This window comes from Pseudoalteromonas sp. MMG033 (assembly GCF_057197785.1).
Map to the genome: position 1 here is coordinate 3,607,714 of NZ_CM170070.1, position 26,996 is coordinate 3,634,709.

Consider the following 26,996-nt stretch of genomic DNA (forward strand, 5'->3'; position numbering starts at 1 on the left):
AGTACGCATAAGTTAGAAATTGAGGACGCACCAGAGAAACCTAACAGTTGAAAACAGGCTACCTAATATCACAGTCATGGCTGGAACTTTCGAAGGTGTAACTCATCTACACAAAACTAACTAAGAGGTGAGTATTTAAAAAGCTTATAGTTTTATGAGTATATACCTTAGCTAAATCAAATTCGTGTTTATCTTGTGTGAATTGTATTCGTTTATTGCGTTTTTTATTTTTATATTCATATATGTGTTTTAGTTGTTAACTAATGGTTCTCGAGCTGTTATATTGCCCCCGAATTAGAAAAAGGAGAATAATGTGCGGTTAATTTTCAGTTCAATCGTTTTGGGGTTACTTGCAGGTTGTGGCGGAGGTTCTTCAAACGATAATCAAAATACAGCGCCTTCTGTTACAGCTGCGAATAGCTCATCTACCAATAGCTCTTCAACAAATAGCTCATCGTCCAATAGGGCTCCAATATTCAACTCAGATCGAAATTGGTCGGTTATCGCAAATACCGAAACAAGCAAGGTGTTTACGCTTTCTGATGCCGATGGAGATGAGATTTCAGCTCAAGTAGACAATTTACCAACTTGGTTATCTTTTTCTTTAGAAGGGAGTAATCTAACACTGGTTGCTAAACCAAGTTTGTCAGAGGTAGGTGCCCATTCAATTGCAGTGACTTTGTCAGACGGTGAAAGCTCTGCAAATCACAACATTGAAATAACTGTTGAAGACGACTCAACGCAGCAGGCAGAGGATCCTATTGCGCTTGATAACGACACTCTAGTCGGTACTTGGTCGAATGCGGATGAAGGTTTTTTGTTTTACTTTTCTGACGATAAGTCAGGCCTAGGAAAAATAAAGCAAACTAACTTTGCGTTCTCTTGGGATAATAAAGGTACCATAGAGCTGAAAACCAAAGAAGTTGAATGTTTTGTTAATTGCATTAGTGAAGGTTTGCTATCCATTGAAGCATTTTCCCTAAACGATGATCAATTACGCGCTAAGCTCTTTAAGAATGAGTCAGAATATGACTGGATCACCCTTACAAAGGGGGATGTAAAAGAACTTGAATACAGTGAATATAGTGAGCAAAGACTTGCGGATTATGTAAATGTCAGTGAGCTAACTACTTCTGAAACAGAGAAGTCTAGATTTATTGGTTACCTACATGTTAATTACGGTGACTACAACCAGTGGGTTAGTTTTAATGACGAAGCTGATTACAGCGCAACGACTGGCTTTGAATTATTAGATACGCAAGTTAGTGTTTCCACGCCTAGCGTATTAACATTAGACTTTGAGAATCAGGTTACTCAAAACACAAAAAGCTTATCGTTCAGGACACATATTACAGCAACTAAGTTGATCGCCGCGGTTGATGATTACGCTGCATTTGAGTTTACATATCAATTCAAACTTGATGCGTATTCATTTGTTGCCAAGGATGAAATTGAGGATTATGTGGGCTTAGCTGAGGTGTTGAAACCACGTTCTAGCTATAAAATATACAGAGGCATTACCTTCTTGCCATTTTCTAATCTGTCCGCAAACGCCAAGCATGGTGGCTTTTCTACCACGTGGTTTATAGATTTGGCGTCAGGTGAAAGGTTCAAAGGCAGTAATGCTCGGTTGAGTATTAATTCAGGTAACAATGCCAGTTTAATTTCTAAAAACCTAATTACAGGGGATGAAGAGCCTGTAGAAGTAACCTTTGAGAAGTCATATGGTGGTTTAACCTACAAAATTGGCACTTCTAGCAAAACAATTAGCTATGCTGAGCTTTATGATAATAGAAAAGCATTTATCTACACCCGAACAGATCCAGTGGAGAAGGTTTTTTCAAATGCTTACATAAGTCAGTTTATTGAGCCTGATAAGGTAACTCAAAATGATTATATGAAATTATTCTACCGCGATGGCACTTTTCTGAATAATAAAGGGCTAGCTGAAATTGTTCACCCTTTAGAAAATGGTAAAGCCATCGTTTTCAGTGATGATGCACAAAGTCCAAATGGGCGATGGAAATTCGAAGATGATAATAGTATGACCTTGATAACTCCATGTTATGAGGATAGCTTTTCCGAGTGCTTGAATAATGACGGTGATCTGACAGTTGTTAATTATAAGTTGATGCAAAAACTTGATGAGGGTTATTGGTTTAAGCAACTTCGCACTGACAGAGAAGTAAGCCCGCAAGGTCTTATTTTCACTTCTAATACTGAAAGCTTGGAATTTATGCGTACTTGTGAAGGGACATGTAACTCCAGCAGTAACTAATCTTGTCAAAGGCAAGCAATCTGCTTGCCTTTACTATGTACATCTATATTTCATCTCTTATTATTAGTTTTTATTTTAAACTAACGCCTTATTTACTCTTTAAATAAGCCAGCAATTAAATGTTCTTGAAGTTTGCCATAAATCCCTGATATAAGTACCCTTTCTGCATAATATAATAGGTAACGTCATGTCCAAAAAGGACTTTGTAAGTCATTTACTAACAGAATGTGATGTCATGATCCGCTATGCTTCCGGTGAAGGTAAGACCGTTCCCAGTCATATTCCCAATACAATATATCAGTTACAAAATAAGCATGATATGAACGAAATTGACGGATATACTTTGCTCTTGGAAAACGAGCTAACTGCTTTAACTAAGTGCCACAAAGATCTTTCAATCCTAGTCTACCCAGCTAAACCCCTTACTTTGGCTATCATGGATAAAGAGTCAACTTCAGTAAGCTGGTTGAGGTTTTTGGGGCCTGTAAAGCTGGTTCGCCATATGTCTTTATTAGCGCTGTTCTTTTTAATCTCAATCATTGCGCTGTCAATCTCTCCTGAAGTGAACCAGAAAACCATCAATGAAGGCTTGTTTAACTCTGAAGGCAGGGTGCTTTTATTAAACCAGCTCTTTTTACTTTGCTGTGCAGGCCTTGGGGCGACTTTTGCTTGTTTATATAAATCACGTAACTTTATTCGATCGTGTAACTATGACCCTAAATTTGACTCAACTTATTGGTCAATGGTGATTATGGGCTTTATGGCGGGTTTGATGATTGCAGAGTTGATCCCTACACAAGACATTACCCAGAGCTCTAGTTCATCCATTGGCGATTTTCATAAACCATTGGCAGCGCTTCTCGGCGGCTTTTCTGCTGATGTTATTTATAGTGTGTTGAATCGACTGGTTGAAGTGCTCAATCAGCTCATGGGCAGTACAGATCAAAAGGCTAAAGATAAGGTAAAAGTTACCCTTACTAGGGCTGATTTAGCTGAGCAGTTGCAGCAACAAAACAAGGATATTAAAGACTCTATTTTACAGAGCCAAAAATTGAACCAGCAGCTTCTTAGTGCACTTTCTACAGAATTCACATCAACTGTATTTAACAAAAATGATTTTCAGTCCTCATCACAAGACATCAACCGAGTCAGAACTGGTGGGCAAGATGTCCAAAATAAGAAGGCAAAATCAGAGAAAGAGCAGCCTGTATTGTCAGAGTAATACTGCGCTTTTGAGTGAGATAGCCAGTTATAAAACGTCCGTAATTTATTGTATATTTCGTAATAAAGGATTACATTTAAAGCGAGGTTAACTTTACGAGAAGCGTATTTGCAACACATATTTTTTTTGATAGTGGTGACTTTATTTTACTCATTGACTGCATCAGCATTTTCAAAACAACAGCTATTGGAGTTTGAAGCATCGGTTGTTTCTTCTCCTGCTCAATTACTTAAAATGGAAACGCCCGCACCTGACGTCGATGAGCTGTTATGGTTGACGCTTAGAGCCCGCGCTGCGTTTTTTAGAGGCGATATCGACACTGCTGGGAAGCTTTTTGACTTGGGGAAATCCCGAGCACAGTCCTTACCTTTACAACTTACTTCTGGTTACTGGTTTTTGTATCGAGCCTTTTTTTCAGTAGAGCAGGGTGATTTAAATAAAGCGAAGCAGTATATAAAGCAAGCCAGCCTTTGTTTTACTCAAAATAGAGAAAGTGATTTTTTGATACGTGCTCACGCGATGGAAGCTATCATTTCGGTGTGGCGAGAAGAGTATAGTAATGCGTTAAAGTACCTTCAGACAGCACAAGGGCTGATGTCTAAATCCTCTAACGATCAAGATGATGTCACTAAATTATTGGTCTATGATGCGCTAACAGCTTATTACTCAACGTTGAAGTTTTACGTAAAAGCCCTAGGTTATGCACATCAGGCGCAGGAACTAGCTGGCAGACAAAGCAATGTTCTGGATGGTTTGCCTGTAAAATATAACCTGTGCTTAACGTTATTGCGTGCTGATCTGCTCGAGAAAGCAAAAGTATGTTATACGCAAATGTTTGAAGCTTCTGAAGAACACGATTTGCCGAGGTATAAATTCTGGGCTTTATCAGGGCTTGGTAAAATAGCGTTATCAGAAAAAACATTTGAGTTAGCCATTAAGCATCTAAGCTTGGCCCAAAGTACTCAGAAAAATGCCATAATTAACCCCGCGCACATCATTGTGTTACACAATAATTTGGGCTATGCATATGCACAAACTAAGATGTTTGATAAAGCACTTGAGCAAATTACGTTCTCAAAACAGGTTTTGAGTAAATATCACAGCCCATTGAATAATAGGTATATGAGACAAACACTCAAAATCGAAGCGGATGTGCATCAAGCTAAGCAAGACTTTCCGCAGACAGTATCCACATTACGCACTTATATTCGCCTGCTCGAGGAGAGCGAATTAAAGACACAAGGTAAGCGGCAGAGTGATAATCAAAATGCAATAAGGCTAGATCTTAGGGGGAAGAGTTCGTCTAAAGATCACCAGCAAAATCACAGGTCAAAAGAAGATGAAACGTTGACAAAGGCATATATTTTTATTGCGTTGTTACTCGTTTGTTTGATCGGCCTGATTATTTATCATAGACAATCAACAAGTAAACTGACTCAAGATTTATACTATAGAGATATTGCCACAGGCTTATATAATAGACGCTATTTCATTGAAAAACATGATGATTTTACAAGTTGTCATGTGGATTATGCCATGGCGCTTATCGAGGTCAATTCAGAACATAGTGAAGGGTATAGCAGTAACGTGTTTGAGGACTCTGATCTTAGATTTATTGCCGACCAACTGTTGATGCAATTTCGAGATGATGGTGATTTGGTCTGTAGGGTGAGTGATCAAGAGTTTGTAATCATGTGTTTAGGGATGAAAAAAACAGTTTTACAAAAGCGATTAGCAGCGCTCAATAAGGTCTTGATAGCACAGAGCAACAAGGCCCCGTTGTCAATATCTGGCGCACTCATATGCTCAGATGAGGGCGATTTTGGTAATATATTTGCCGAATTAGAAAGTCGCTTGAGCCATGTCAAGCGGACCGCTAAAGGGCAGGTGATTTCTTTTTAACCACCTGCTTTGAAAGGCTTTTTAATAGTTATAACTAATATGCTGGAAAAATCGCATTGTTATGTCTTGTTTCTCTGGGTTTATAGGAAGCTGAGTTATAAATCGTCTTACCATGGTTTCAACATTGTTCATAAATTTGCCATACCCCGCATCTTTATTATCACTGTCGTTAGCTACAATAACAAAATGCATTACATCACACAGATATTCGGCGTCCCAAATTGTGTGGGTTTGTCCGTCAATAAGCGAAGTGTCAAAGCTCAGCTTTTGCAGCTCTCGGTTATGTGCTGATTTATCAATTTGACTATTTCTGACAATAGGCAGTCTACCATCAGCTACAAATCCGATATGTGACAGTTGTAGTTGATTACACGTTGTCAGTAGCTTATCTTCAATATGCCTGTAAAAGTTCGCATAGTCACCAGGTCTGAGCATATGTTGGTATTCGGTCTTAATGGCTCTTGTGATCGGAACAGAGAATGTAACATAGGTAATTTCACTATGAGCCTCTGGTAATGAACAGTTTCTGGCTTGATAGCGAGGGTATAAACTTCTCAGCTTATAACCATATGTTTCTCTGTGGCCTTTAATTTTTGAAAAAATATCATATGTGAGATGTTGGTGGTCTCTCACTTTTATCCGCATATTTTCTTCTTCATACTGAGACTGAAGTGCGTCTAAAGCGCGTTTTACTTTACTATGAAATGACGCAGCATTTGCTCTTAATTCATCACCTGTAGCTAAAAATAAGAAACGGATCTTTCTTGCTTTATGACCTGCATCACTATAAACCTTGTGTGCTTCATGATATTTAGGGTTGTAAAAAAACAGGATTTGTTTGTCTGTTTGTAAACTATAAGCCTCTTCGTGATATCTCACAACGGGCAGCTTGTCATTTACAATAAGCTGTACGTTGTATAATTCATATTCATCACATAGTGCAAATAGCTTTCTTGAAAGGCGCTGATAAGCACTTTCAACATCATCAAAACGTTCATAGAAAGAGCTCTCGGGTTTAAACTCTGCCAAAATATAGTGGTTATTGCGAGCATTGGTTGGAATATAGACACGATGTAAATTCAATGAAGCCATTTTTAATCCTTAACGATACACCTGATTTTTAGCTCATATTATTGAATTTAAATGACGATTTTATTGCGCTGGAACAAAAGTTGTCACAATAGTTGAATTGCAACTGATAACATCTACTGCACTCATTTACTTATTTGTATCGCTATTTAGGATAAGTCATTAGACATGTAAATGATTCTCGTTTAAAGTTTTGTGGATTATTAATGGGAACTATACAATGAAACTAATGCCTTTGAGTGATCGATCACTCAACTTTCTCGCCCTTGGTGAGGCAAATAATAATAATGCAAATTCATGTGACTTACTCATTTTAGATGGTCAATATGATATGGAAGTGTTGGCATCTAGTGTTGATCAAATTGCACGCACTCATCCAGTTTTGCAAAGTCGAATCGTGAGAAAAGGGCTTAAGTATTATTGGCAATATGACGCGTTACTTTATCCATCCAAGTTATATTTAGATTGGAGTGACAGTTATAATGATGTTGAGCAATGGCATAAAGCGCTGAGGCAGTATGCCATTGATAACCCTATCGATCCCTTTGCTGGCTCACCGTTGAAATTTGTTTATATCCGTTTTAAACAATTTAGTGCAATTCTGTTTCTTTCATCTCATGCAGCCTCAGACGCACGAAGTGGCTATATCCTGTTTGAGCAATTAAATTCCATCTTAAATAAGCAAGCTATCCCGGAGGAAGATAATAGCTTTTGTGAGGAGCAACTGATTTTTGATAGAGTTAAATTAAATGCAATACTAAAGGCTGGTAAAAACTTAGTGTCTGAGCTATTCAAACCCAGCGCCAAAATTACAATTGAAGATTCTAGCAATTGGTCTGTAGATTATTACGATTTTGGCACTGCGGCTACAGAGTCTTTAGTGAGATGGGCTAGACAGCATCACGTGTCTGTTAATGTTGCGCTTAACTATGTACTTAATAAAGCATTAAATAAGGGCGAAAAGTACACTATTATTGAGACTATTTCGATTAGAGGGATAGCAAAGCAAGATCTCGCATCTTCTTATAACAATTTAATTATGCCGTTCGGTTCAGAAGTCGGAGGCGATAGCTGTTGGGTTGAGGCGTACCAAGCGCGTCTACAGAATTTGAAACGTGAGGGATATAAGGTGCACCAAGCAGAGCAGCGGATACAATCTTACTCAATACATTTAATGCCTCAGTTTGCGTTAAAACTACTCGTTAACTGTTACAAACATCTGTTTCTAAGAGGAAACGTGATCTTATCTAATTTAGGAAGGTTAGAGTTTGACTTAAGTTATCTTGGTGAGCATAAGATTGTAGATATCTACAATTTTAGCGTCCCCTTGCCGCCTGCAGGTCTAGCATTGGTTGTAAGTACTTATAAAGAAAAATTGCGAGTTTCTTTTGCTCATAGAAGTAAAAATATAGCTCCGATAATAAGAGCTATTAAGCATGAGCTGTCAGTACTAAATGAATAAACTTCAAATTAAATTCTTCATACCTTCTTACTCTTGGGAGGTATGGTTTTTAGTATTGCAAGGGATTTTCTTTTTTACACCTATTAACTTAATCCTTAACTGTTAATCAAATTTTAGGCTAAAAATGTGCTTTGACTCTAAAAGCAAATAATTTATGGCAGCAGAATAGGATTATACATTAAATAAACAATGGTTTATATATTGTATTAATTTTGTTTTCACATAAATGCTATGCGCGCGTCTTTCCTCCGATATAAATTTTTTTATTGGAGAAATGATGTTACATACAGGGGAGTTAGTTGCAGCACAGCAAAAGCAACTACAAGGACATAGTGAGTTTTGGACAATTTGGCTTGAAAACAAAGAGAAGCTATTAAGTTGTTGTCATCGGTGGTTAAGAAACGACAGCGATAAAGTTGAAGATGTACTAGCACAAACTTGTGAAAAGGCATTTCGAGCATATAATCAATCAAATTATACAATAGAAAATGAATTTGCTTGGCTATGTCGTATAGCTCACAATTTATGTATGGATGAACACCGTGCAAGAGCTAAGCATCAAGATATAGTCAATCACGTATCTGAGTTGCCGGATCACTTCTATTTTGCAGATAACCAATCCACCTCTTTAGAAAGCGACCATTGGAATACCAGTTTATATGCGAAGTTAGTAAATGAAATCTCTATACTTCCTAAGGATTTACGTCTTGTAATGCAATATAAATTTCTCTATGAAATGGAGTACCCAGAAATTGCAAGTAGACTGCAATTATCACTAGAGAATGTGAGGAAGCGGGTGCAACTAGCAAGAAGGCAACTGACAAACTTAAAAGAAGAATATAAGAGGTATTGTTAACACCTATTCAATTGCAGCATATTGTACGAATATATATTCCGGTAGCTTTATAAGAGTAATGATTTAAATCAATAAAATAATTCACATATCTTTATGTATTACGTTTATAGCCCGCAAGGTTTTAAACATCAGCCCAACCTTGAAAGTGGTCTCAAAAATTGAGGCCATTTTTTTTGGTTTCAATTAACTTAAATTTTCACAAATTATCTCGAGTCACGTCAGTACGGTATTAAAACAGTAGTAAGCATTTTAAAGTTGTTTATTACTTAACTTTAAAACATAAACCTCTGAAAAGATCGCTTCATTATGTGGGCGATGTGGCGGAGCATATCTAGGATTTGAGATGACAACAATAAGAAATTGGTACGTTGTTTACACTAAGCCGAATACCGAAAAGAAGTTTGCAGAACAAGTATCGAATATTAACTCTGGATGTGATGTATTTTTACCATTAAAGGTTGAGAGGAAGCAGTGGAGTGATCGTGTAAAAACAATATATACGCCATTATTTAAATCATATGTATTTGTTTACCTGGACGACTTTGAATATCACCACATCAAGCGCTTAAATGGGTTTGTAGATTTTATAAAGTTTAATGGTAAAGCAAGCATTGTTAATAGCGCTGAAATTGAGAAGATTAAAGCGGTTATTTCTTCGGGCTTTGAATGTGAAACGGTACCGAATAGGTTGGCAATTGGTAGTCAAGTAGAAATCACAGTGGGTGCCTTAAAGGGTTATCAAGGTTGTTTGGTTGAGCGCACCAACGATAGCGTATTTGTAATTGAAATCGCGGGTTTAGATCAAAGTCTGATGTTATCAGTGCCTGCTGACCTGTTACAAATTGTTGAGGCCAATTGATGAAGCAGTGCTGTTTTTATTACGTATTTTGTACCAGGTTAATCTTATTTACGTGCTTTGAAGCGTTACTAATTAGTATTGTGGTCAAAATACCTTTACTAAAAAAGATAGAAAGGAAGGCATTATCAACCAATGCTTGTGCCTATTTATCAGTTAATACTGTATTTAATCTTAATTGGTTCTATGAGGGCTGTGGTTATTCAATGATTCCTTCAACGCTAGAAGAACGGGGGCTAAATGCATGTTAAGACCCGATGAATCGACATCACAACAATTCACACTGGAAAAGCAACTTGCTCGCTGTTTTTTTCAAATTGGAGTCGCACTGTCACAAGATGAAGAAAATATACAATTTTTGATGTCTCATTTTGATAAAGCGTTAGAGCAGTTAATTTGTGTGCCTAAATTTAAGTTTGTTGCAGAAGCGTTTAGTCTTAAGGAATATGAAATGAGGCTTGTTGCTCTTGTGTATATTCAAGAGCTTGAACCTGATATTTTAACTCCTTTTATTGGGTTAAGCTGGTATGAAAATGGCCCAACACTCAGCCTAGATAAATTATTGTATTTAAGCCAATTGGGTAGTAAAAGAGCACTGCTATTTAATGGAGGCCTTCGCATGAAGGTGTTTGAATGGCAATTACTACAATGCGGACCTTCACAATCGCTGACAGAACGTGTTGCTATACATTCTGGGTTATTACATTATTTGTTGACAGGTTCTTTGCATCTTCCAGAAGAACATCCCGTTGCATTAGTTAGTTGTGCTTCACAAGATACTGTTTTTAGAGCTTGTATGGATGAGGTGGGTGATGATTTATCAGACAATCAATTTTTCCAGATAGATACACCTAACACAGATATTGCTCGTTGGTATACCCAACAACTTGCCTTTCATGAAAATGCGCTGTTTGGCTTTTATCATGATGAGCGGCTTCAGCAAATGAATTACACTTCTTTTATCTGTTCGTTAGTCGATGTCATTCTTAGCACTGCTGGTAAACGCATATTCTTGTTTGCCGCTGACTTAAATTGTGTTTCACCTTTGGTTTTTGAAAACTTGGATCAGTTAGATCTTAGTGCCGCGAAGGTATCGTTTGTGAGTTCTTTGACTAATCAGTCAAAGGAAGCGCAAGCGATTTGTAAAAGGATTAAATTTGATAAGCCTTCAGCTATAACTCTTGCAGATACTTGGCAAATATTGTCACCAGTACCAAATGCAGCACGAGCCGCCTCAATTACTGCGCGTTACCCTGTTTCTATACATCGAATGTCAGCGTTGGCAGGTATAGCCAAACAAAATATGCAAAGTGACGCTGATTTTTGGGACATACTTCAATCACTGTGTTTACGTGAGCTAAATAAAGGTCCTGAAGAGCTGGCAAAGCTGGCTGAGCCTCGGTTTAAAATTTCAGACATGGTTTTGTCGCCGCAAGTGTCATTGCAGCTTGTTGAGCTGGTTGGTCGAATAGATAAGCAAGCAGCCTTGCACTCTCAGTTATCTCGTTTTACGCCAGGTTGTAAAGCGCTTTTTTGGGGTAAGCCGGGAACGGGTAAATCAATGGCTGCGGAAGCCATTGCTGGGGAACTTCAACTGCCTTTGTATATCGTGAACTTAGCTAATATCTCGAGTAAATGGATAGGCGAGACGGAAAAGCACCTAGAAAAGCTGTTTGATCAAGCCCAAGAGCATAATGCCGTACTGATGTTTGATGAAGCCGATGCGATATTTGCGAAAAGAAGTGCGGTAGAGTCTAGTCAGGACAAGAATGCAAATACGGGCGTGAGTTATTTACTACAAAAAATAGAACACTACAGCGGTCTTCTTTTGTTAAGTACAAATCTTAAATCCAATCTGGATGATGCTTTTTTACGAAGGTTCCACAATGTGATTGAGTTCACATTGCCAACGCCTGCGCACAGGGAGCAGTTATGGCGTCGCGCTTTGTCAAATAATGGCAATGACGCCCTAATGAACTCGATAACAAGTTTGGCACACAGATTTGAATTAAGTGCTGCACAAATTTTTAATATTACGGAGTCAGCGTTATTACAACGTTTGATGATAGAGCATAGAGATATAGATCCTGAATCGCTTGCAAATGCACTTAAAAGAGAGCTTTCAAAACAGCACGAAGGATTTATGGCACAGCATGAAATAAAAGCTTGGTTGCAAGGAAACTAATATGGATCCAAACATTATTTACAACACTCAGCAAGCGTTAAAAACATTTCTCACAGAGCGAATTTTGTCGATGAGTAATGGGACAGGCGCAGAACTAGATAGTGAAATTGCGCTTAGTTTCATTGCGCCTGATAAAACTTTCTATGACAAACATGTCAGTGACGAGCCAACTGTTAACTGTTACTTGATAGGGGTCGCTGAAGATATAACTCGTCGTCAAAGTGAGCCGCCAAGAAGTTATTTGAACATTTCTCAAACCCATCGTATTCATCATAAAGAGCCAAGGTTTGTTTCGTTGACTTATATGCTGACTGTATGGAGTAAGGCAGAAGCAGGCAGTGCTGAGCTTGAGCATATGGTACTTAGTTATTTGCTATGTGGGCTAGGCGCTTATGACTTTTTACCTGAAGACATTCTGGCTAAGTATGGGGTAGAGGATAAGCCTTATGGGATCCGAACACAGTTGTTCGGTAATGAACACAGTGAAAAAGTAAGTGGTCAAGTCTGGCAAGCTTTAGGTTCGACGCCCAAGCCTACGTTATTACTTTCGTTGTCTGTGCCTGTGCCTGTGTTTACCCCTGATGTATTGCCAGTTATCCAAGAAATCGAAACTAATATGGATAACAAATCAGCTTAAAAACACTTTTTCCTCTTCCAAATTTCGCTTGCTGCATCAGCTCTCCCCCGATGTAGCAAGATTTCTTAATTTAAGACTAATCATCAAAGGTTAACTATGAAACATTCAGAATTAAATACTGAACTGCGCGGATATTTTGAAAATGGCGATATACCAACTCAAATCGAATTTCGCAAACTGATCGATGCAGCAACGGATAATACAACCACATTTAGCTTATTAGCACACCTGTTTGGTGTTACAGTTGATTGTGCTGTAAGTGAGCCTGATCTGGATTTAGAGTCAGATTTAACATCAGAATTAGCAGATTATTCGCTGGTTCCAGGTGAGCAAGTCATTTTGCATGCGCAGCAAGATATTACAGAGAATGGTGTTTACATCTTTGATCTAGAGACAGTTGAAGGAGAGACAACCGCCAAGCTGACCAAGCAGGTGATTAATGAATTTGAAGGCATGCTAATTAAAGCGAATCGCTCGCTAGATGACAGTGCAAGTTATTATCACTATGTTATGGAAAGTAATATCGATCAAAATCTAGATTGGCATAAGGTTGAAAACTTTGATGTGCCTGAATATTACTCAGAGCACATCCAAAACGCTCGTTTTCCAGCCGAAATTGATTTAACACAGCAAGACAGCGTTGAAAACAGCAAATTGACGGCCAATTATTTAGTTGGTAATGGTGCTGCGATCACGGATTTAAATAATGCCAACCTGCCTGCGCAAATAGATCTCACGCAAATAGATAATAATTCTAGCCTTAAAGCCAAAGACATCATTGGAGATGGTCACCAATTAACAGGGTTAGATGCAGATCAGCTGCAATTTGGACAGGTGCCGCCAGAGCGTATCGATTTTGCGCAAATGAGTGATATAGAGTCAGGCAGCAGCGTAAAAGTCCTTAATGCAGATCATGGATATTGGCTTAATCAAAAAGTAGAGTCGTTGGGGATCTATACTTTAATACAAGACTTTATCACTTGTGCTGAAGTAAACACGCATATCGATACAGCTTCACCATTGCTTATGCTCGATGGTGTGTCATTGCAAGCGGGCGATCTTGTGTTGTTAACAGCCCAGCTAGAGCCAAGTGAAAATCGCATATGGCAAATTCAATCAGATAAGACTCTGTCATTACCATCGCCAGAGATTGCTTTAAGTCCAGGTGCAGCAGTAAAGATTAATGCAGGTACTGTACATCAGCATAAAGTCTTTGTATTAGCCTCTCAGTTTGAAAATTTACAGGGGGATGTTGAAAACCAATGGCATGCTTCATCTCAAGTTACATTAGCGGGAGCGGGTCTCAAGGTCATTAATAATCAACACTCGGTAGATGTTGCTACACCAGCGGATATTGAAGCGGGTGTCACAGATAAGTTGCTCGATGCTGCGCAATTCAAAGCGCAACAATCTTCTGGATCAGATGCTTTAAAAGCAGACTATAACGCTAAAATTACCGTTCAAAAAGAGCGCATTGATAGCATTTTGGAAGCGAGTGATGCAGATGCAGACTCATTTAAAGAAATTGTTGATTTGATCAACTCAGTCGACACTGAATCGGATCAAGCCTTTGCAAGCTATGTGCTGAGCAATGATCAGCGAAGTGCCCAAATAGAAACTGATCTGGCTAATGAATCGAGCACGAGGTCACAAGAGGTAGCATCACTTGAAACAGCTTTACAGCAAGAGGTGTCAGATCGTACAGCAGATTCAGCATCAAGATATACCAAGGCAGAGGCCGATCAACGCTTTCTAAAATCTGTCAATACTCAGCTCGTAGGCACAGTGGATATTACGCAGGCTAATTTTAACGGCAATATGGCTGTATCGGGGGCAATCACCGCGACAGGTGATGTGACCGCTTTTTCTGATGCACGGTTAAAATCAAATATTAAACCCATCACGGAGGCGCTCACTGCCGTAAATAAATTAGAAGGGGTTACATTTGAGCGCGCTGATGGCCAGTCTGATAGGCGTTATACCGGGTTGATAGCGCAAAACGTAGAACAAGTCTGTCCCGAAGCTGTATACGAGCAAGATAACTATAAATCTGTTGCTTATGGCAATTTAGTCGGCCTATTAGTTGAGGGTATTAAAGAACTAAATAACAAGGTAATGAGTTTAGAAAATCAAGTTGCCAAACTTGAGTCTGAGTAAGGGGAATGAAGGCGCATGACTTTACAAACGAATGGACCCATATCACTCAAAAATATTGGCGATGAATATCGCGACTCACAGCCCCATGAGTTAGGTTATTTCAGCGAGCATGTCGATAAAGTACCAGGAGATACACTTGCAATCAGCGAATTTTACGGCAAGTCAGCTCAAACGATACGCCTACTTGATAAAACCTTTCAGGTTTATACGCAACGTACTGCCATTATCCCAATCGCTAATATTCTTGAAGGTAGTTTTGATGAATATAGTAACGGGCAAGATCCTATTCGGCTGATTGCGGTACCAAATTCTCTGTTTGGCACTGTCCTTATAAGCGGAGCCAATATTGAATTTACCTCAAATAGTGGTATTGGTAGTGCGGCTCGTTTTGACTTTATTGTTGAAAACAGTATTGGGATTCGTAAAACACATTTTGTCACCATGTCAGTTGTTGCTGTACCACCAATAGTATGTAATCCAGATACTTTGAGTCTACAGCAAGGTGAATCTGTATTTATCAGCAAACAGCAACTGATTGCCAATGATGAAGATGGTTCGGGCACTGGCCTATCCTTAATTGGTGTATCTAATGCGCAAGGTGGTACGGTATCTCTCAGTGGAGACACCATTACCTTTCTCTCTACAGGGCTTGCAGAGCAACCTGCGCAGTTTAACTATCGTGTCAGAAATGGTCATGGTGTTGAGCAAACAGGTACGGTCTATATTAACATTACTCCTTTACCAGAACTGGAGTCCTACATATTCCGCACCCAGCAGCAATCAGATGATGCACGGCAAAGTTATAGCCCGCCGACGATGCAGGATATATTCAACAACTGGGCAAGATTTAATGGGAATGAATACTACTTAAATAAGCAAGATGCCGAAGCTCGTGATAGTACCAATGCAAAAGCTTGGTTCTATAGAGCTTCAACAGATAGTGTTGTTATGCCGCTCAATGTATCTCCTGCAAATGGGTTTGTATCTTCGGAGAAAGTAGATAACTACACCTTAGAGGCGACCTTAAGTTCAGATAATGGTGACAATGATACTATTGGTGTGGTTGCGGCTTTTGTTAGGGAAGGAAACACAAACTATGTTCTAACGATAGTGCTCAATACGGGTGGTACAGCGCCTAGTTCAACAGGGTGTGGCGTGTATTTTGGCTATGCTGGTGTGGGGTCTGGTTCAGATAAGTTACTGGGTCAATATAATATTGGAACCGGTGGTGGTTGGAGCAACAAACGTGTGCGGGTAAAAGTTCAGCGCCAAGATGATATTTTTAAATTTTACGTGACGCCATGGAATCAAACAGGTAACTTCCAATCGGCTAGCGAGATTATTGTTGATTTAAATAGTGACACGGATTTGCACCGTTTTAAAGGCAAACAATCTTATGGCTACATCACTTTCTCCCAACCAAATTCAACCTACTTAGACACTGATTTACGCGGTGGATTAGATGTATCGAAGATTTACGATGCACAAAATAATTTTGTTTGGGAATATGTAAGTGGAAACTGGCAGAAGGTATCGGGCAATATACAAAGTCACTTAGGGTACATCAGAAAGGTCTTTAACCCGCAAAGCCAAGAGCGTTTTTTAATCTCTCAATCAACAGTCAGCTACTTAGGCAATCTGGTGGAAAATAGTGCTTGGGATAGCACCAAATTACTGGATGAAAGCCAAAATATTTTGGCGGAGCAAGTTCTATCACAAAATGGTGCGCCAGCCGGCAGGCGGATGCTTGCTTTGTATACGAAAGGTAAAGAAGAGAAAAATTACCTAACCGGTAAACCTGCAGTGTCTTCTACGTCTGCTCATACTCATCACAACAGTAATCCAGGCTTTAATAATTTGTCGAGTAAAAATTGGTTTGCTGATAATGAAATAGACTTGGCAATTACCAATTTCGTTGGCGGTACCGTGGTATTTGAGGGCGGAATTGTTGGCCGGATCACGAGCATAGGCAATGATAATGGGACGAGTGCTTTTGTACATTATCAAGTCGCCAGTTACCGATTGTTTGAGCTGATCCCCGAAGTGTCATCTCAGCACCTTTAAGGATGCTTTGCAGCGTTGTGTTTAATCCTACCTTGACAGTCGCTGCTTGAAATAAAACTCCAATTCTACAACCTGTAGTGTATCAAACCTGAAAGCTACATTTATCAAGGAGGCCATAATGGCTTTAAAAACTCTCTCTGGCATTCTCGCTGCCATTGATGCTGAGCAGATCGCTGTCAACATGACTGCGACCAAGTCGCTATACAGATATACGGGTATTATTGACCGTGTTCATAAAGTGAAAAAAGATACCAATGTAAATCTGCCTGCGGCAAATACGGATGATTTTCTCACCAATACATTAGCGCTTGCTGATGGTGAAAAAATCCTACTCACCAAGCAATCTACACCTTCTCAGAATGGGGTTTATCAAAGAATTGCCGACACGCTTAATAAAATCAGTTACCCAAATGTTGAGTTGGGCAACCTAGTTGAATTGTTGGGCACACCACCTACATCCTCTACCGTTTTTTACAAACTGATGGAAGGCGACCAGTGGAGTGAAGTCGCCTTGAGCGATGGGGTTGTGTCAGTCGCAGTTTAATCTCTTTGGCCAAGTGTTGTAACCACTTGGCCTTTTATTTTAAATGAAGGGTTCAAAATGAGGTATGCAAATGGCTTTTAAATATCTAAATGTCAACGCTTTACTCAAAAAAATAGGCCAACATCAGCAATATATTGAACGGTATATTGGCTTCATTGGGACGGTAGATATTGTATTTTATGAACCGATATCTTTGTCACAACCAATGCCCCCAAGTTATTGGCAATCTCTCATATTGCTAACAGGCCAAAAACTACAAATTGAAAATGGCTTGTACCAAATCAGCTCAGAGGGACTTTGGTCTCGGCTGCCAACAGAGCTTGAACTTGGCAACATTGTTGCTTTGAAGGGGGCGCATGATGGAACCAACCAATATTTTAAGTTAACTGAGCAAAGGTCAGATAAGCAAATTTGGCGACCGTTTATCATAGACAACATTGACACTATCGATAAGTCATCTGCGTGATCGCGCGATGGAGTTTACGATGGAGAACTCATTAAGAAAAACCCTTAAATCCTTTTTTAGGCGTGGCGCAAAACCAACAGAGTCTCAGTTTGCCAATTGGCTAGACGCGTGTTTGCTACAAAATGAAGACGGGATCAAAAAGAGCGAGAGGGGATTAGAGTTTAGCAATGATGTGATCATCAAAGGTGACCTCAAACTTGATGGTACATTTTGGCTGTCAGCAGACACATCAGAAGCAAGTTTACTAGAGGCGGAACCAACCAGTAATTCAGTCCCTGTTGGTGCAATTTTTCTTTGGTATGGTGAGGCCCTACCGCAAGGCTATGAGCTGTGCGATGGGCAGCTTGGTCGGCCTTTTTTGTCTCCCCCGAATAAACATGTCAATTACATAATAAAGCTAATTAAAGATGGAAATGATTAAGGAAGAAATTTATGTCCGATCACGATTTTGATCATTCGCAACTGTTGGGGTTAGAGCAGCTCGAGTATGCGACGCTAAAGGATGCGCCACAATCATGCCAAATTGAAAAAAACAAAAAGTATGGTGAATTTCGCAGGGCCTTTGATGCAGATATATGGCCAACGTCTTTATCAGAAAAATTTGTCGATGAGTGGCATAACCAAGCTTGGTTAAACGTTTATCTAGAGTCTATTTTAGCCTGGTTACATGACTTACAAGACAATGAGCTATTAGATACTTCAAAGCCTGTTTATTTACTGCAAATAGGCGCCTGCGGCTACAAGTTTGGGTTGTCTTTGATGCATAAATTACATCAGTGCTGTGGTGAGCAAGGTCTACAGCACATACATTTATGTCTATTACTACACACTAAAAACGAGCAAGAGCAAGCGCTATTAAGTCAACATCCTGACTTTAAATTCTTTAATGAACAAGATAGCGCAGTGATTGTTGACTGGGGGATCACCTCAACTATTTCGCCATTGCCTAAAAAAGCTATTTGTGGGGCGCATATCGATTTTGCAAGCAATCCAGCTGTTTTGATTGCTAATGGTACGTTATCTCAGCTCACACAATCGCTATACCATGTTCATTATCACGAGGTTTACAGAGCAGATGTAGCACGCGTATATGAAAATCAGGTAAATATAGATACCAGAATGAATCAGGCAGATACGTGTTATGAGTTGCCATTTTTACAGCAAATGAAAAGCAAAGTTACAGACGAGGATACACAAGATAATGATCGTATAGAGATTGCTTACCAATGGGTCAAGGTGAGTTTAGATGATGAAAGCAGTTATTACGATGCACAATTATCTAAACGCATCGAGCAATTACTAGAATATCAAAGTGCAAAGGGGTGCAGTGAAGTGATTGCGGTGCCGGTACAAGCCGCACGCGTGATTAATGCCATTGAATCTTCGTTTAAAAAGGGGATGCTGGGATTGGTTAGCGATCACACTAATGCTCAAAAGGGATTAAAGTTATCCAACAGTATTTATGCGGTGGGTATGGCTTTACCCATTGATTTTATGATTTTAAATCAATTGCTTTGTGAAGACTTAGGTATGCAAAGTGGCAGATTATCAAGCGATGAAACCGGCTGTGTGATGGTTTTGTCTGAAAAAGGCTCCAGCCAGTTTAATTATGCAAGGCATGCTTTCGATACCAGTTGTGCAAACGAGCAACCAAAGGCAAGAGCACAAGTATTGCAAAGTTTAGAGAGTGCAACTACCGCTTTATCAAATGCTCAAATCCGTGCTTTTATTGTGCAAACGGATCACGATGTAAAAGTGCTTAAATTATTTCTATCTCGCCTTCGTAAAGAAGGAGTGCCTCTTGAGTATCGATTAGCTTGGTGTCAACTTCTCTCCGAGGTATGGGACAACTACATTGCTAATCTTGAAAATGAGTTTTTTGCCTTTGAACTTGGTTTGTTAGCCATTGAATTAAGTCATTGGCCTTTAGCTAAAAGTTGTATGCTGATGTGTATGGAAGTTAATGGACCTAATTCGGTGTGTTTGCATAACTTGGCACTGGTGGCGTGGGTGACTGGTGAACTTGACATCGCGCTGCAAAGTATTGATTTAGCCTTAACGATGAGTGAAGAAAAAATACAAATTGAACAGCTAAAAAGTGAGATATTGTCTTATCAACAGCGCTGTAAGACGTTGCTTTGGTATAACAACGAATATCAAAGTACAGTTCTTGAAAGCAGCACACTTAAACTACTTCCCTTGGGTGAGCATCAATTAGATGAGTTTTTTACTCAATATCGCAACCAAGATATCTCTGAGCGACTAAGAGGCATAAAGTTAGAGAGCTTAGAGCAATTAAGACAGTTATGGCCGACTTGGCAGGCTCAAGGAGATAGTGATCAAAAAGCCTACTTCGCCATGGTGCATGGTGAATTTGGACTCGTTGGAGGAGTGGTTTTGGACTTTTATGATAGTGATGACGCGTCACAAGTCGATAGCTCAGAAAAAACAACAAATCAATATGCGCACTTGTCATTTTGGGTAGGTGAAGATTATCAACATAAAGGTTTTGGAATGCTCGGTGTTAATTTAGCAATAGAGCAAATTCGTTTAATAGCCCATAAGCTTCATATTACTCATATTAAAACTTCAGCCTGGTGCCATAACATACCATCTCGAAAAATATTAAAAAAAGTAGGTTTTATTGAGTTGCCAGATACTCAAGGTGCTGGTGTTGAGAAGGAGGTTTTTTATGAATTTCACATTAACTAGAATGTGTCATGAGATTAATTTTTAAATCGTTAAAATAAAGTACAATAATTATAAATTTTAAAGTTGTTATTATAACCCCATCTTTTTTAAAGATGATTTAGATAAAGATCAATGCAAGGAGATCTTATATGAAAGGTAGTTACAAAAATTATGACGATGGCCAGTTTATAAAGTCGTTAGTTGAAGATGAAAGTATGCATAGTTCACTTTATTCTACTTATCGTACATCAGGGCAGTATGTTGATAGTAAAAGTAAGTTGAGGTTATTTGTGGTGTCAAGCCCGTCTGGTTGTGCTGCATATTATCAATCATCTAAAGCGACTGAACGCCATCTACATGAAATCGGAACTAATAAAGGTGGCAGCGTTTTCAGTGACGTTAAACAGCAACATAAATCAGCTTCAGAGAATAAATATCTGAATTAGAAAAATTAACTTTAATTTATACTGTCATTGCCATAAGACTCCCTCCCATCTTTTCCGGTTTTATAATTTTGATTTTATTTGTGAGCGACTTTTTAAAGTTAATCGCATGTTCTGTTGTAATTAAATTAAACTGGAGAAAAATATGTTTTCTAAGAAAAGTACAGGTGCAAAAAAAAGCAAACCTGTTAAAAACTTGCCGAGCACTTATAAAAAAAGCAAGACGGGGAAATATGCATTAACAAGTCAAAATCGGTTACTGCTTTATTCAAAACCAACGAGCCCGGCATTAGTACCTGCAAAAATGTTTAGCCACTTTACTAATACGTATGCTGATTATAGCGAGCATTGGAAAAGCAATGGAGGCAACAAGCAACTAGGTATTTACAAAACAGATTGTGGTAAATATGCAAGGCTGCTGAGGTCAAAAACCACTAAAAAAGAGAAAGATAAAGTAATAAAAGATAGCAAGCAGGCTAAAACTAAGCCTCAAGTTGGTGATACATATTATATTTCACCACGGACTAAGGCACAGCCTACATTCAGTACTTTGACTTCAGGTTTGGCTGTTGAAGATCCTGTTAGTGACTTAAATGCAAAGATTAAAAAACATGCTACAAACTTTCATGTCGCCACTGTGGTTGCAAATGATGGCAACACAATTATTACATCTGAGGTCAATGCTGCATTTCAAAACAATACAACGCCTTGGTTCTCGATGTATGAAGGAGGTATGGGTTTTTATAAAACCTTTAGACTGGAATACAGCAATCTTGCTAAAGATAAAAAAAGTGGTAAGTGGGAAGTAACTCAGTCTCCGAAAATTCAAAGGCAAAGTATTAAGTAAAATATACCTGTAAATAAAATGATGCCTTAGTTGGCAAATTTATTCTTATGAACCATGCCGAATCACTAGGTTATTTAAAGCCATATGATTGTGGTTGAGTGTAATAGAGAGTAATACTTTTTTGTCTGGCTATCGCTAAATTTAAGGCTCACTCAATAATGAGTGGGCCCTAAATTTGGGCAAAACGGACAGACAAAAGGAGCAAATATTATGTCTAATGAAAATTGGGTACTTAAAACATTTACTAGCGGACATCAGGTAGACAATATCGGTACTGTACAGGCTTTTTTAAATACGGAGCTGAATGGCGCACAAAGAGCGGTATGTAAAATTGCTTACTCTGATTACCATACTGGGGATGCCTGTGTTTTTGTGATGTACCCGACAGTTGTAAACAAAGATGATTGCTTAACTTCGTTCAATGTGCTTGAACAACATACGGTAAATAACAGCCACGACTCAGAAACGTTAGCACAAGAAATTGTTAACTTTTTAAATGCGTTACCAAGTGCACAGGCTTACAGTGCCCGTGTTGCTGCATCCGATGCAAAAAACAATCCAGCGACAATGACACTTTGGTACCCTAAAGCTTAATACTTGATTAAATTGTGACAGCTTTAATTACTCAGAGTCTCATACTCACTTTGCTGCAGAGCCATCATATTTTCTGTAGCAAAGTGTTTGTATTCAATAATAAAAACTCCAATATCATTCAGATTTTACGATAGGCCTTGATGTTTTCAATCTGAAAAAGGCCTTTCAACCTTACCTCGCATAACACAATCCAGACACGAATTTACCCCACAAGAAGGCGACGCATTATGATGTCAAATATGGACTATACATACTCGGTTGATAGGCAAGAACAGAAGCGAAGAGATAAAGCGTTTCGACAGCAAAGATATCGGTCAGATGAAGAGTCGCCACGCTTTAGAGATCGTAGTCCCATTCGTCGTCCAGCCTATGAAATTGCACGTACAAAGTTGGGTATGAGTGTTCAAGATGAAGAAGATATTGAGACAATTGTACTTGATGATCTAGATTACGTTGAGTCTATTTCCCAGGATGAATATGACAGCTTCATTCCAATTTTGGATCAGTATTCAGCGGATTTAACCTCTACAGAGAAAGTGGAAGAAGCCATAGAAGTGATAGGTAGTAGTTACTTTGATGTCTTATTGGATCCTGAGCAAGTACAAGAGGTGGCGCAATATTATTACCAAATTGTAGGCGCTAGGCTAAGCCACATATACAAATTACTCCTTCCTGAAAGTAACAATGTGGATTTTGCATTTAGTGCGATTAATGAGGTTGCTCTAGCTGAGATGCCAGGTGTGCATCTAATCCAAAATTTTGCCTATCAATATAATCCATCCATGATAGGTGCGACATTTTCAATTAACCCTGCATGGAATATTGCAATACCAGCTGGTGGCAGTGAAGAAAGAGTGCGAGAAACCACTGGAACTGATTCAATCAATGATACAAAAATCAGGTTTTTTGCCGCAAAAGATTTTAAGTATAAAGATGCAGCTGGCAAAGATGTCACGATCAATACGATTGTGGGGGATAAGGTTGAAGCGCGGTTATCCCGTCTAGCACCACGGGGTGAGTCGGCCGAGGTCAATGCAGATCAAAGTGATTTGATGAAAAATGTGCTCGTTTACAACAATAACGGAAATAACGCCAATGAAAAAGGGTGGATCCGTGGCCACCTCCTTAACGATAATTTAGGGGGATCAGCACTAAAATTTAATTTATATCCGATCACGGGTTCTGCCAATAAAGAACATCATTCTCGGGTGGAGTCGCATGTTAAAAACCTTGTAGAAGCAGGTTATATCGTCGAATATAAAGTGGAGGTTGTGCCAACAGTTCCTGTACCTCATCAAAAAGAAACGGCTCCTGGATATAAGAGTGGTGCAGCGCCCAAAGCAAATTTGCTCTGCTCAGTAAAAGTATTGAGTGATACCAGCACAGATACAGTCAGTAGCTACCACCCTGAAGGGTCATTCTCAGTGACCATTACGTCTGAATACAAAACCAAGCATGCTTCATCGGGGGATGTGTCGACTTTAAAAGCGTTTGCAAATAAAGCCATTAAAAGTAAAGACACTACGGTTGATAGTAAAGCCTATATGCGGCCATGGACAAGTAAAAAAGGGCTGACCAAACCGCTGGGCCTATCTCACAAAGATGATAAGCATATTCGAGATAAAGATTATAAAGATTGGACTGACAAACAAAAAAATAGCAAGTTCTGGACATGGGATCAGACTCGCATTGATGCACTTAAAACTGCGCTAAAAGGCTAAACCTTCCCCATTTATATTCTAGATAACTGCTTCACACATGCACTTGTGCTTCCAATCAGTACCTCTTTCAAGTTTCTATTATTTACACACGCAACAATAGGAAATTATTGATATGCAACAACAAGAACAGGAGCACGCTCCTTCCTTCCAAAATTACCCCACGCGCACAGCTTTATCTGTGAGTAATGCATTGCAGTCTGATTCTGTGAGTGTTGATCTGTTGTCATCAGGCGTTGACGTTGCAAAACGATATGCCTCACAAGTGGTTTGGGACCACTTTAATGGTGATGCGACAGCTAAGCTGATTATCTCGAGTGTATTTAATTATGCGGTGACCTCATTAAAGTCTTTGAACCCGTGGGTCACTGCCATAGCGCAAGCACTATTGCTGTTGGCAAAAGTTCCGCCTGGTGTGGTCTCTGCCGTTTTGTGGGCGGTCGGAAAAATTTGGCTTTGGGTCGCAAATAAGTTTTACAACGGCGGCTGGATAGCTGCGGCTTGGGGAGACATTGATGAGCCATATATTTATCAATGGCTAAAAAAAGGCAGCGATGCCCATGGCGCACTGCGGGCGCTAGTCGACAATTTACAAGACTGGGTTAAGTATATTCAGGACAAACTGAATAGTCGGGTTGCACGCCTAATAGGTGTGGCTGAGTCTAACAGTGAAGAAGAGCAAAGTGATCAGCAGCAGGCTCAGCAAGGGGCACAAGAGTCATCACCTAATCTAGTAGATAACAAATTCATCTCATTAGGGATTAACCAACCAGAACTGATGGACTGGGAAGACGGTGCAAGTAAACCCAAAAGGGCAGGTCTACATGGTACCGGGGTTGCCAAGGTCAACCTACTTGGCCAGCAATTTGGCGGTGATATTGATATTAAGCTTCCTTTTGGAAGCGGCTGGGAAGTAGCAGTATCGCCGGTTTTCGCAAGTCAGCAAGGTGTTGGCTTTAGTGGTTATATTGAAGCTCACCAAGTATTAGGTGATGAGTTGGTTATAAATGAAGCGGGCCTTGCTCGGTTTAAAGCAAGCATTGTCGGTTTAAATATCGCCAACAAACGTGTTTATTCGGACTTGATGTCGCTGGATTACAACAAACAGCAAAAAGAAGTTCATTTTGCCGGCGATGCCCATGTGCCTCTTTGGAATAAAAAGAAGCTGGATGGTGAGTTTGACCTTAAAATGGATACTGCTGGTAAGTTTAAGTCAGGAAGGACTAAGGTCTCCTCAAAAGACACGTTTGAAGTGATCCCCAAGTTTTTATCAATCAGTAACCCAAGTGGTGAAGTGGAAGTAAAAGAAGATGCATCACCAGAGTTTGAAGTAGGGACTGATGTGTCGCTTTATGGTTTACCCGGTGGCGTGAAAGCATCCGTGACACAAGCCAAAGTGATGTACCACGATGAGCAGCTCGGGGGCGAAATAGAGCAAGCTGATGTCGAGATCCCCATCAGTAAACACACCACAATGACCCTTGCGATGACCAAAGCCAAGTTTACAAAGGATGCTATTGAAGCTGAAAACGCCTTTATGGATCTAGAGCATGATAATTCGAAAGTGCTCAATGAAGCGGCCATTGTCGAGTCTGACTTTTTCTCAGGTAACTTTGATTTTAGTAAAGTGTTTGAACTTAAACAGTTAAAAGTTCACCAAGGTTTAAACTCGCTCAAATTTGCAGGCGGTAAATTTACCTATGAAAAAGATGAAAATAATGGCTTACAGTTACTTAGAGCACGCATTTTGGGGCTTGAGGCTTATTACGATAGAGAAAAACGAGAAGGGGGTATTTCAGGTGAGTGGCATAAAGGCATTAGTTTCCCTGCATTCTCTCTAGACTTTCCTGTGGGCGCAGGGGTTGCAGGCGTCGGTGTTGATATTACCGGTGGCTTCGACTTTGGTGCAGGTATTGGCGCAACACTTAAAAACGATGAGAAAGATAATACCGATACACAGATGTTATTTTCGGTCTCAGGTGAAGCCTCTGCCAGTGCAAAAGCCAAAGCAAGAATTGAAGCTGGTGCTTTTGTGGGAGTGCCGTATCTTGCCAAAGTGCAAGCGGGCGTGTTTGGTGAGATCCGAGGTGGTGTCGCCGGTAAGGTCAATACCACAGGTCGCTTAAAATATACACGCGGCAAAGGCGGCGACAGCTTTGGTCAATTTGCCATTGACAGTGATATACCAATGAAAGGCGATTTTAGCCTCAAAGGCTCGTTAGAAGCGGAAGTAGGCGCGTCGATAAAAGCCAAAGTGCTGACTTTTGAGAAAGAAATCGCGTCAGTTTCCATCGGTGACTGGACACTTGGCGAATACACGTTAAACGGTACAATCAAAAAAGATCCAAACGGCAAAGGCTATATTGTTGAGCGCTCTAAAGGTGAATTTACCAAGGGTAAGCCAGAACCAGCACAAGTGACAAAAGAGACCTTAACCGTTGATAAATGGGTAGATCAGCTGGAAAAAGACCACACCCACATTGAATACACTGAGGATGAAGCGAAAAGAAAGTTACCAGAGGTAGCACGTAAAACGGTATATAGTCATCTGAGTCCGGTACAAAAAGATGATGTGAGTGATCGTTATAAAAATCTACTCAAACAAATTTCTCAGCAAAATAAGTTCGTTAAAATTTATCGTGAAACCAAAGCTGGGCGGGATAAGTTGCCTACCAGTGGCACATATATTTGGACCTCTAAAGTCTGGAGTGAAGCGGTACAGCGCAAGAGCTTCTGGATATTTGAAATGAGTAAGAGTAAAGCCAAAGTAGCGGATAAGCTGGATAAGTATCACAAAACCAATTCTATTTTGGACCGCAGGGTAATACTGGCCGAACTGGAAGAAATAGCGTCAGATTATCGTCAAAATCGTTCAAAGAATGAAGATAACAAAGAGGCAGCAAAAGAGTTTTTAGACAGTATTGATAAAGAGAGACTGATTTTGATGTGATAAACAGACTGAGTTGTTATCTGTAACCACCTTGA

Annotated in this window: 20 protein-coding genes; 19 read left to right on the forward strand and 1 reads right to left on the reverse strand. The window is 39.6% G+C overall.

The window, feature by feature from the left end:
- The first annotated feature begins 313 nt into the window (after positions 1-313).
- From AC2CZC_RS15710 to AC2CZC_RS15720, 3 genes are all read left to right on the forward strand, one after another.
- Entirely contained in the window at positions 314-2,278 is a 1,965-nt protein-coding gene (locus tag AC2CZC_RS15710) for a hypothetical protein (RefSeq protein WP_484582511.1), read from the forward strand.
- A gap of 187 nt (positions 2,279-2,465) precedes the next feature.
- Positions 2,466-3,500 carry a hypothetical protein gene (locus AC2CZC_RS15715; protein ID WP_484582512.1) on the forward strand — a complete coding sequence of 345 codons (1,035 nt, stop codon included), beginning with the start codon at positions 2,466-2,468 and terminating at the stop codon, positions 3,498-3,500.
- A 108-nt stretch (positions 3,501-3,608) separates the two neighbouring features.
- Positions 3,609-5,402: a tetratricopeptide repeat-containing diguanylate cyclase gene (locus AC2CZC_RS15720; protein ID WP_484582513.1), complete on the forward strand. Its 1,794-nt coding sequence runs from the start codon at positions 3,609-3,611 to the stop codon at positions 5,400-5,402.
- A 21-nt stretch (positions 5,403-5,423) separates the two neighbouring features.
- On the opposite strand, the gene AC2CZC_RS15725 is transcribed toward AC2CZC_RS15720, so the two are convergent.
- The gene (locus tag AC2CZC_RS15725; RefSeq protein ID WP_484582514.1) at positions 5,424-6,494 is read right to left on the reverse strand and encodes a DUF3083 family protein; all 1,071 of its coding nucleotides are present in this window, start codon (positions 6,492-6,494) and stop codon (positions 5,424-5,426) included.
- A gap of 217 nt (positions 6,495-6,711) precedes the next feature.
- Between AC2CZC_RS15725 and AC2CZC_RS15730 the strand changes: the two genes are divergently transcribed.
- The 16 genes from AC2CZC_RS15730 (at position 6,712) to AC2CZC_RS15805 (ending at position 26,961) form a co-directional block, all read left to right on the forward strand.
- A complete protein-coding gene (locus AC2CZC_RS15730; RefSeq protein ID WP_484582515.1) occupies positions 6,712-7,953 on the forward strand; it encodes a hypothetical protein in 1,242 nt (413 codons plus the stop codon).
- 274 nt (positions 7,954-8,227) lie between these two features.
- Complete coding sequence (locus tag AC2CZC_RS15735) at positions 8,228-8,809, forward strand: RNA polymerase sigma factor (RefSeq protein WP_484582516.1); 582 nt, start codon at positions 8,228-8,230, stop codon at positions 8,807-8,809.
- Positions 8,810-9,152: 343 nt separating this feature from the next.
- Positions 9,153-9,668 carry a UpxY family transcription antiterminator gene (locus AC2CZC_RS15740; protein WP_484582517.1) on the forward strand — a complete coding sequence of 172 codons (516 nt, stop codon included), beginning with the start codon at positions 9,153-9,155 and terminating at the stop codon, positions 9,666-9,668.
- 241 nt (positions 9,669-9,909) lie between these two features.
- Positions 9,910-11,850 (forward strand): ATP-binding protein, encoded by a 1,941-nt coding sequence (locus AC2CZC_RS15745; RefSeq protein WP_484582518.1) that lies wholly within the window; start codon positions 9,910-9,912, stop codon positions 11,848-11,850.
- 1 nt (position 11,851) lies between these two features.
- Positions 11,852-12,487, forward strand: coding sequence for a Pvc16 family protein (locus tag AC2CZC_RS15750; RefSeq protein ID WP_484582519.1), 636 nt, complete (start codon positions 11,852-11,854; stop codon positions 12,485-12,487).
- A gap of 96 nt (positions 12,488-12,583) precedes the next feature.
- Positions 12,584-14,644 (forward strand): tail fiber domain-containing protein, encoded by a 2,061-nt coding sequence (locus AC2CZC_RS15755; protein ID WP_484582520.1) that lies wholly within the window; start codon positions 12,584-12,586, stop codon positions 14,642-14,644.
- A gap of 15 nt (positions 14,645-14,659) precedes the next feature.
- Entirely contained in the window at positions 14,660-16,708 is a 2,049-nt protein-coding gene (locus tag AC2CZC_RS15760; RefSeq protein ID WP_484582521.1) for an Ig-like domain-containing protein, read from the forward strand.
- Between the two features lie 118 nt (positions 16,709-16,826).
- Entirely contained in the window at positions 16,827-17,252 is a 426-nt protein-coding gene (locus AC2CZC_RS15765) for a hypothetical protein (protein WP_484582522.1), read from the forward strand.
- A gap of 70 nt (positions 17,253-17,322) precedes the next feature.
- Positions 17,323-17,718, forward strand: a complete 396-nt coding sequence (locus AC2CZC_RS15770) for a hypothetical protein (protein ID WP_484582523.1) — start codon at positions 17,323-17,325, stop codon at positions 17,716-17,718.
- A gap of 19 nt (positions 17,719-17,737) precedes the next feature.
- The gene (locus tag AC2CZC_RS15775) at positions 17,738-18,139 is read left to right on the forward strand and encodes a hypothetical protein (protein WP_484582524.1); all 402 of its coding nucleotides are present in this window, start codon (positions 17,738-17,740) and stop codon (positions 18,137-18,139) included.
- An 11-nt stretch (positions 18,140-18,150) separates the two neighbouring features.
- On the forward strand, positions 18,151-20,430 hold the full coding sequence (locus AC2CZC_RS15780) for a GNAT family N-acetyltransferase (protein WP_484582525.1): 2,280 nt from the start codon (positions 18,151-18,153) through the stop codon (positions 20,428-20,430).
- Positions 20,431-20,558: 128 nt separating this feature from the next.
- Entirely contained in the window at positions 20,559-20,855 is a 297-nt protein-coding gene (locus AC2CZC_RS15785) for a hypothetical protein (RefSeq protein ID WP_484582526.1), read from the forward strand.
- Positions 20,856-20,997: 142 nt separating this feature from the next.
- Positions 20,998-21,699 (forward strand): hypothetical protein, encoded by a 702-nt coding sequence (locus AC2CZC_RS15790; RefSeq protein ID WP_484582527.1) that lies wholly within the window; start codon positions 20,998-21,000, stop codon positions 21,697-21,699.
- 210 nt (positions 21,700-21,909) lie between these two features.
- Positions 21,910-22,293, forward strand: a complete 384-nt coding sequence (locus AC2CZC_RS15795; RefSeq protein ID WP_484582528.1) for a hypothetical protein — start codon at positions 21,910-21,912, stop codon at positions 22,291-22,293.
- A 227-nt stretch (positions 22,294-22,520) separates the two neighbouring features.
- Positions 22,521-24,014: a hypothetical protein gene (locus AC2CZC_RS15800; protein ID WP_484582529.1), complete on the forward strand. Its 1,494-nt coding sequence runs from the start codon at positions 22,521-22,523 to the stop codon at positions 24,012-24,014.
- Positions 24,015-24,126: 112 nt separating this feature from the next.
- Positions 24,127-26,961, forward strand: coding sequence for a hypothetical protein (locus tag AC2CZC_RS15805; protein ID WP_484582530.1), 2,835 nt, complete (start codon positions 24,127-24,129; stop codon positions 26,959-26,961).
- The last annotated feature ends 35 nt before the right edge of the window (positions 26,962-26,996 follow it).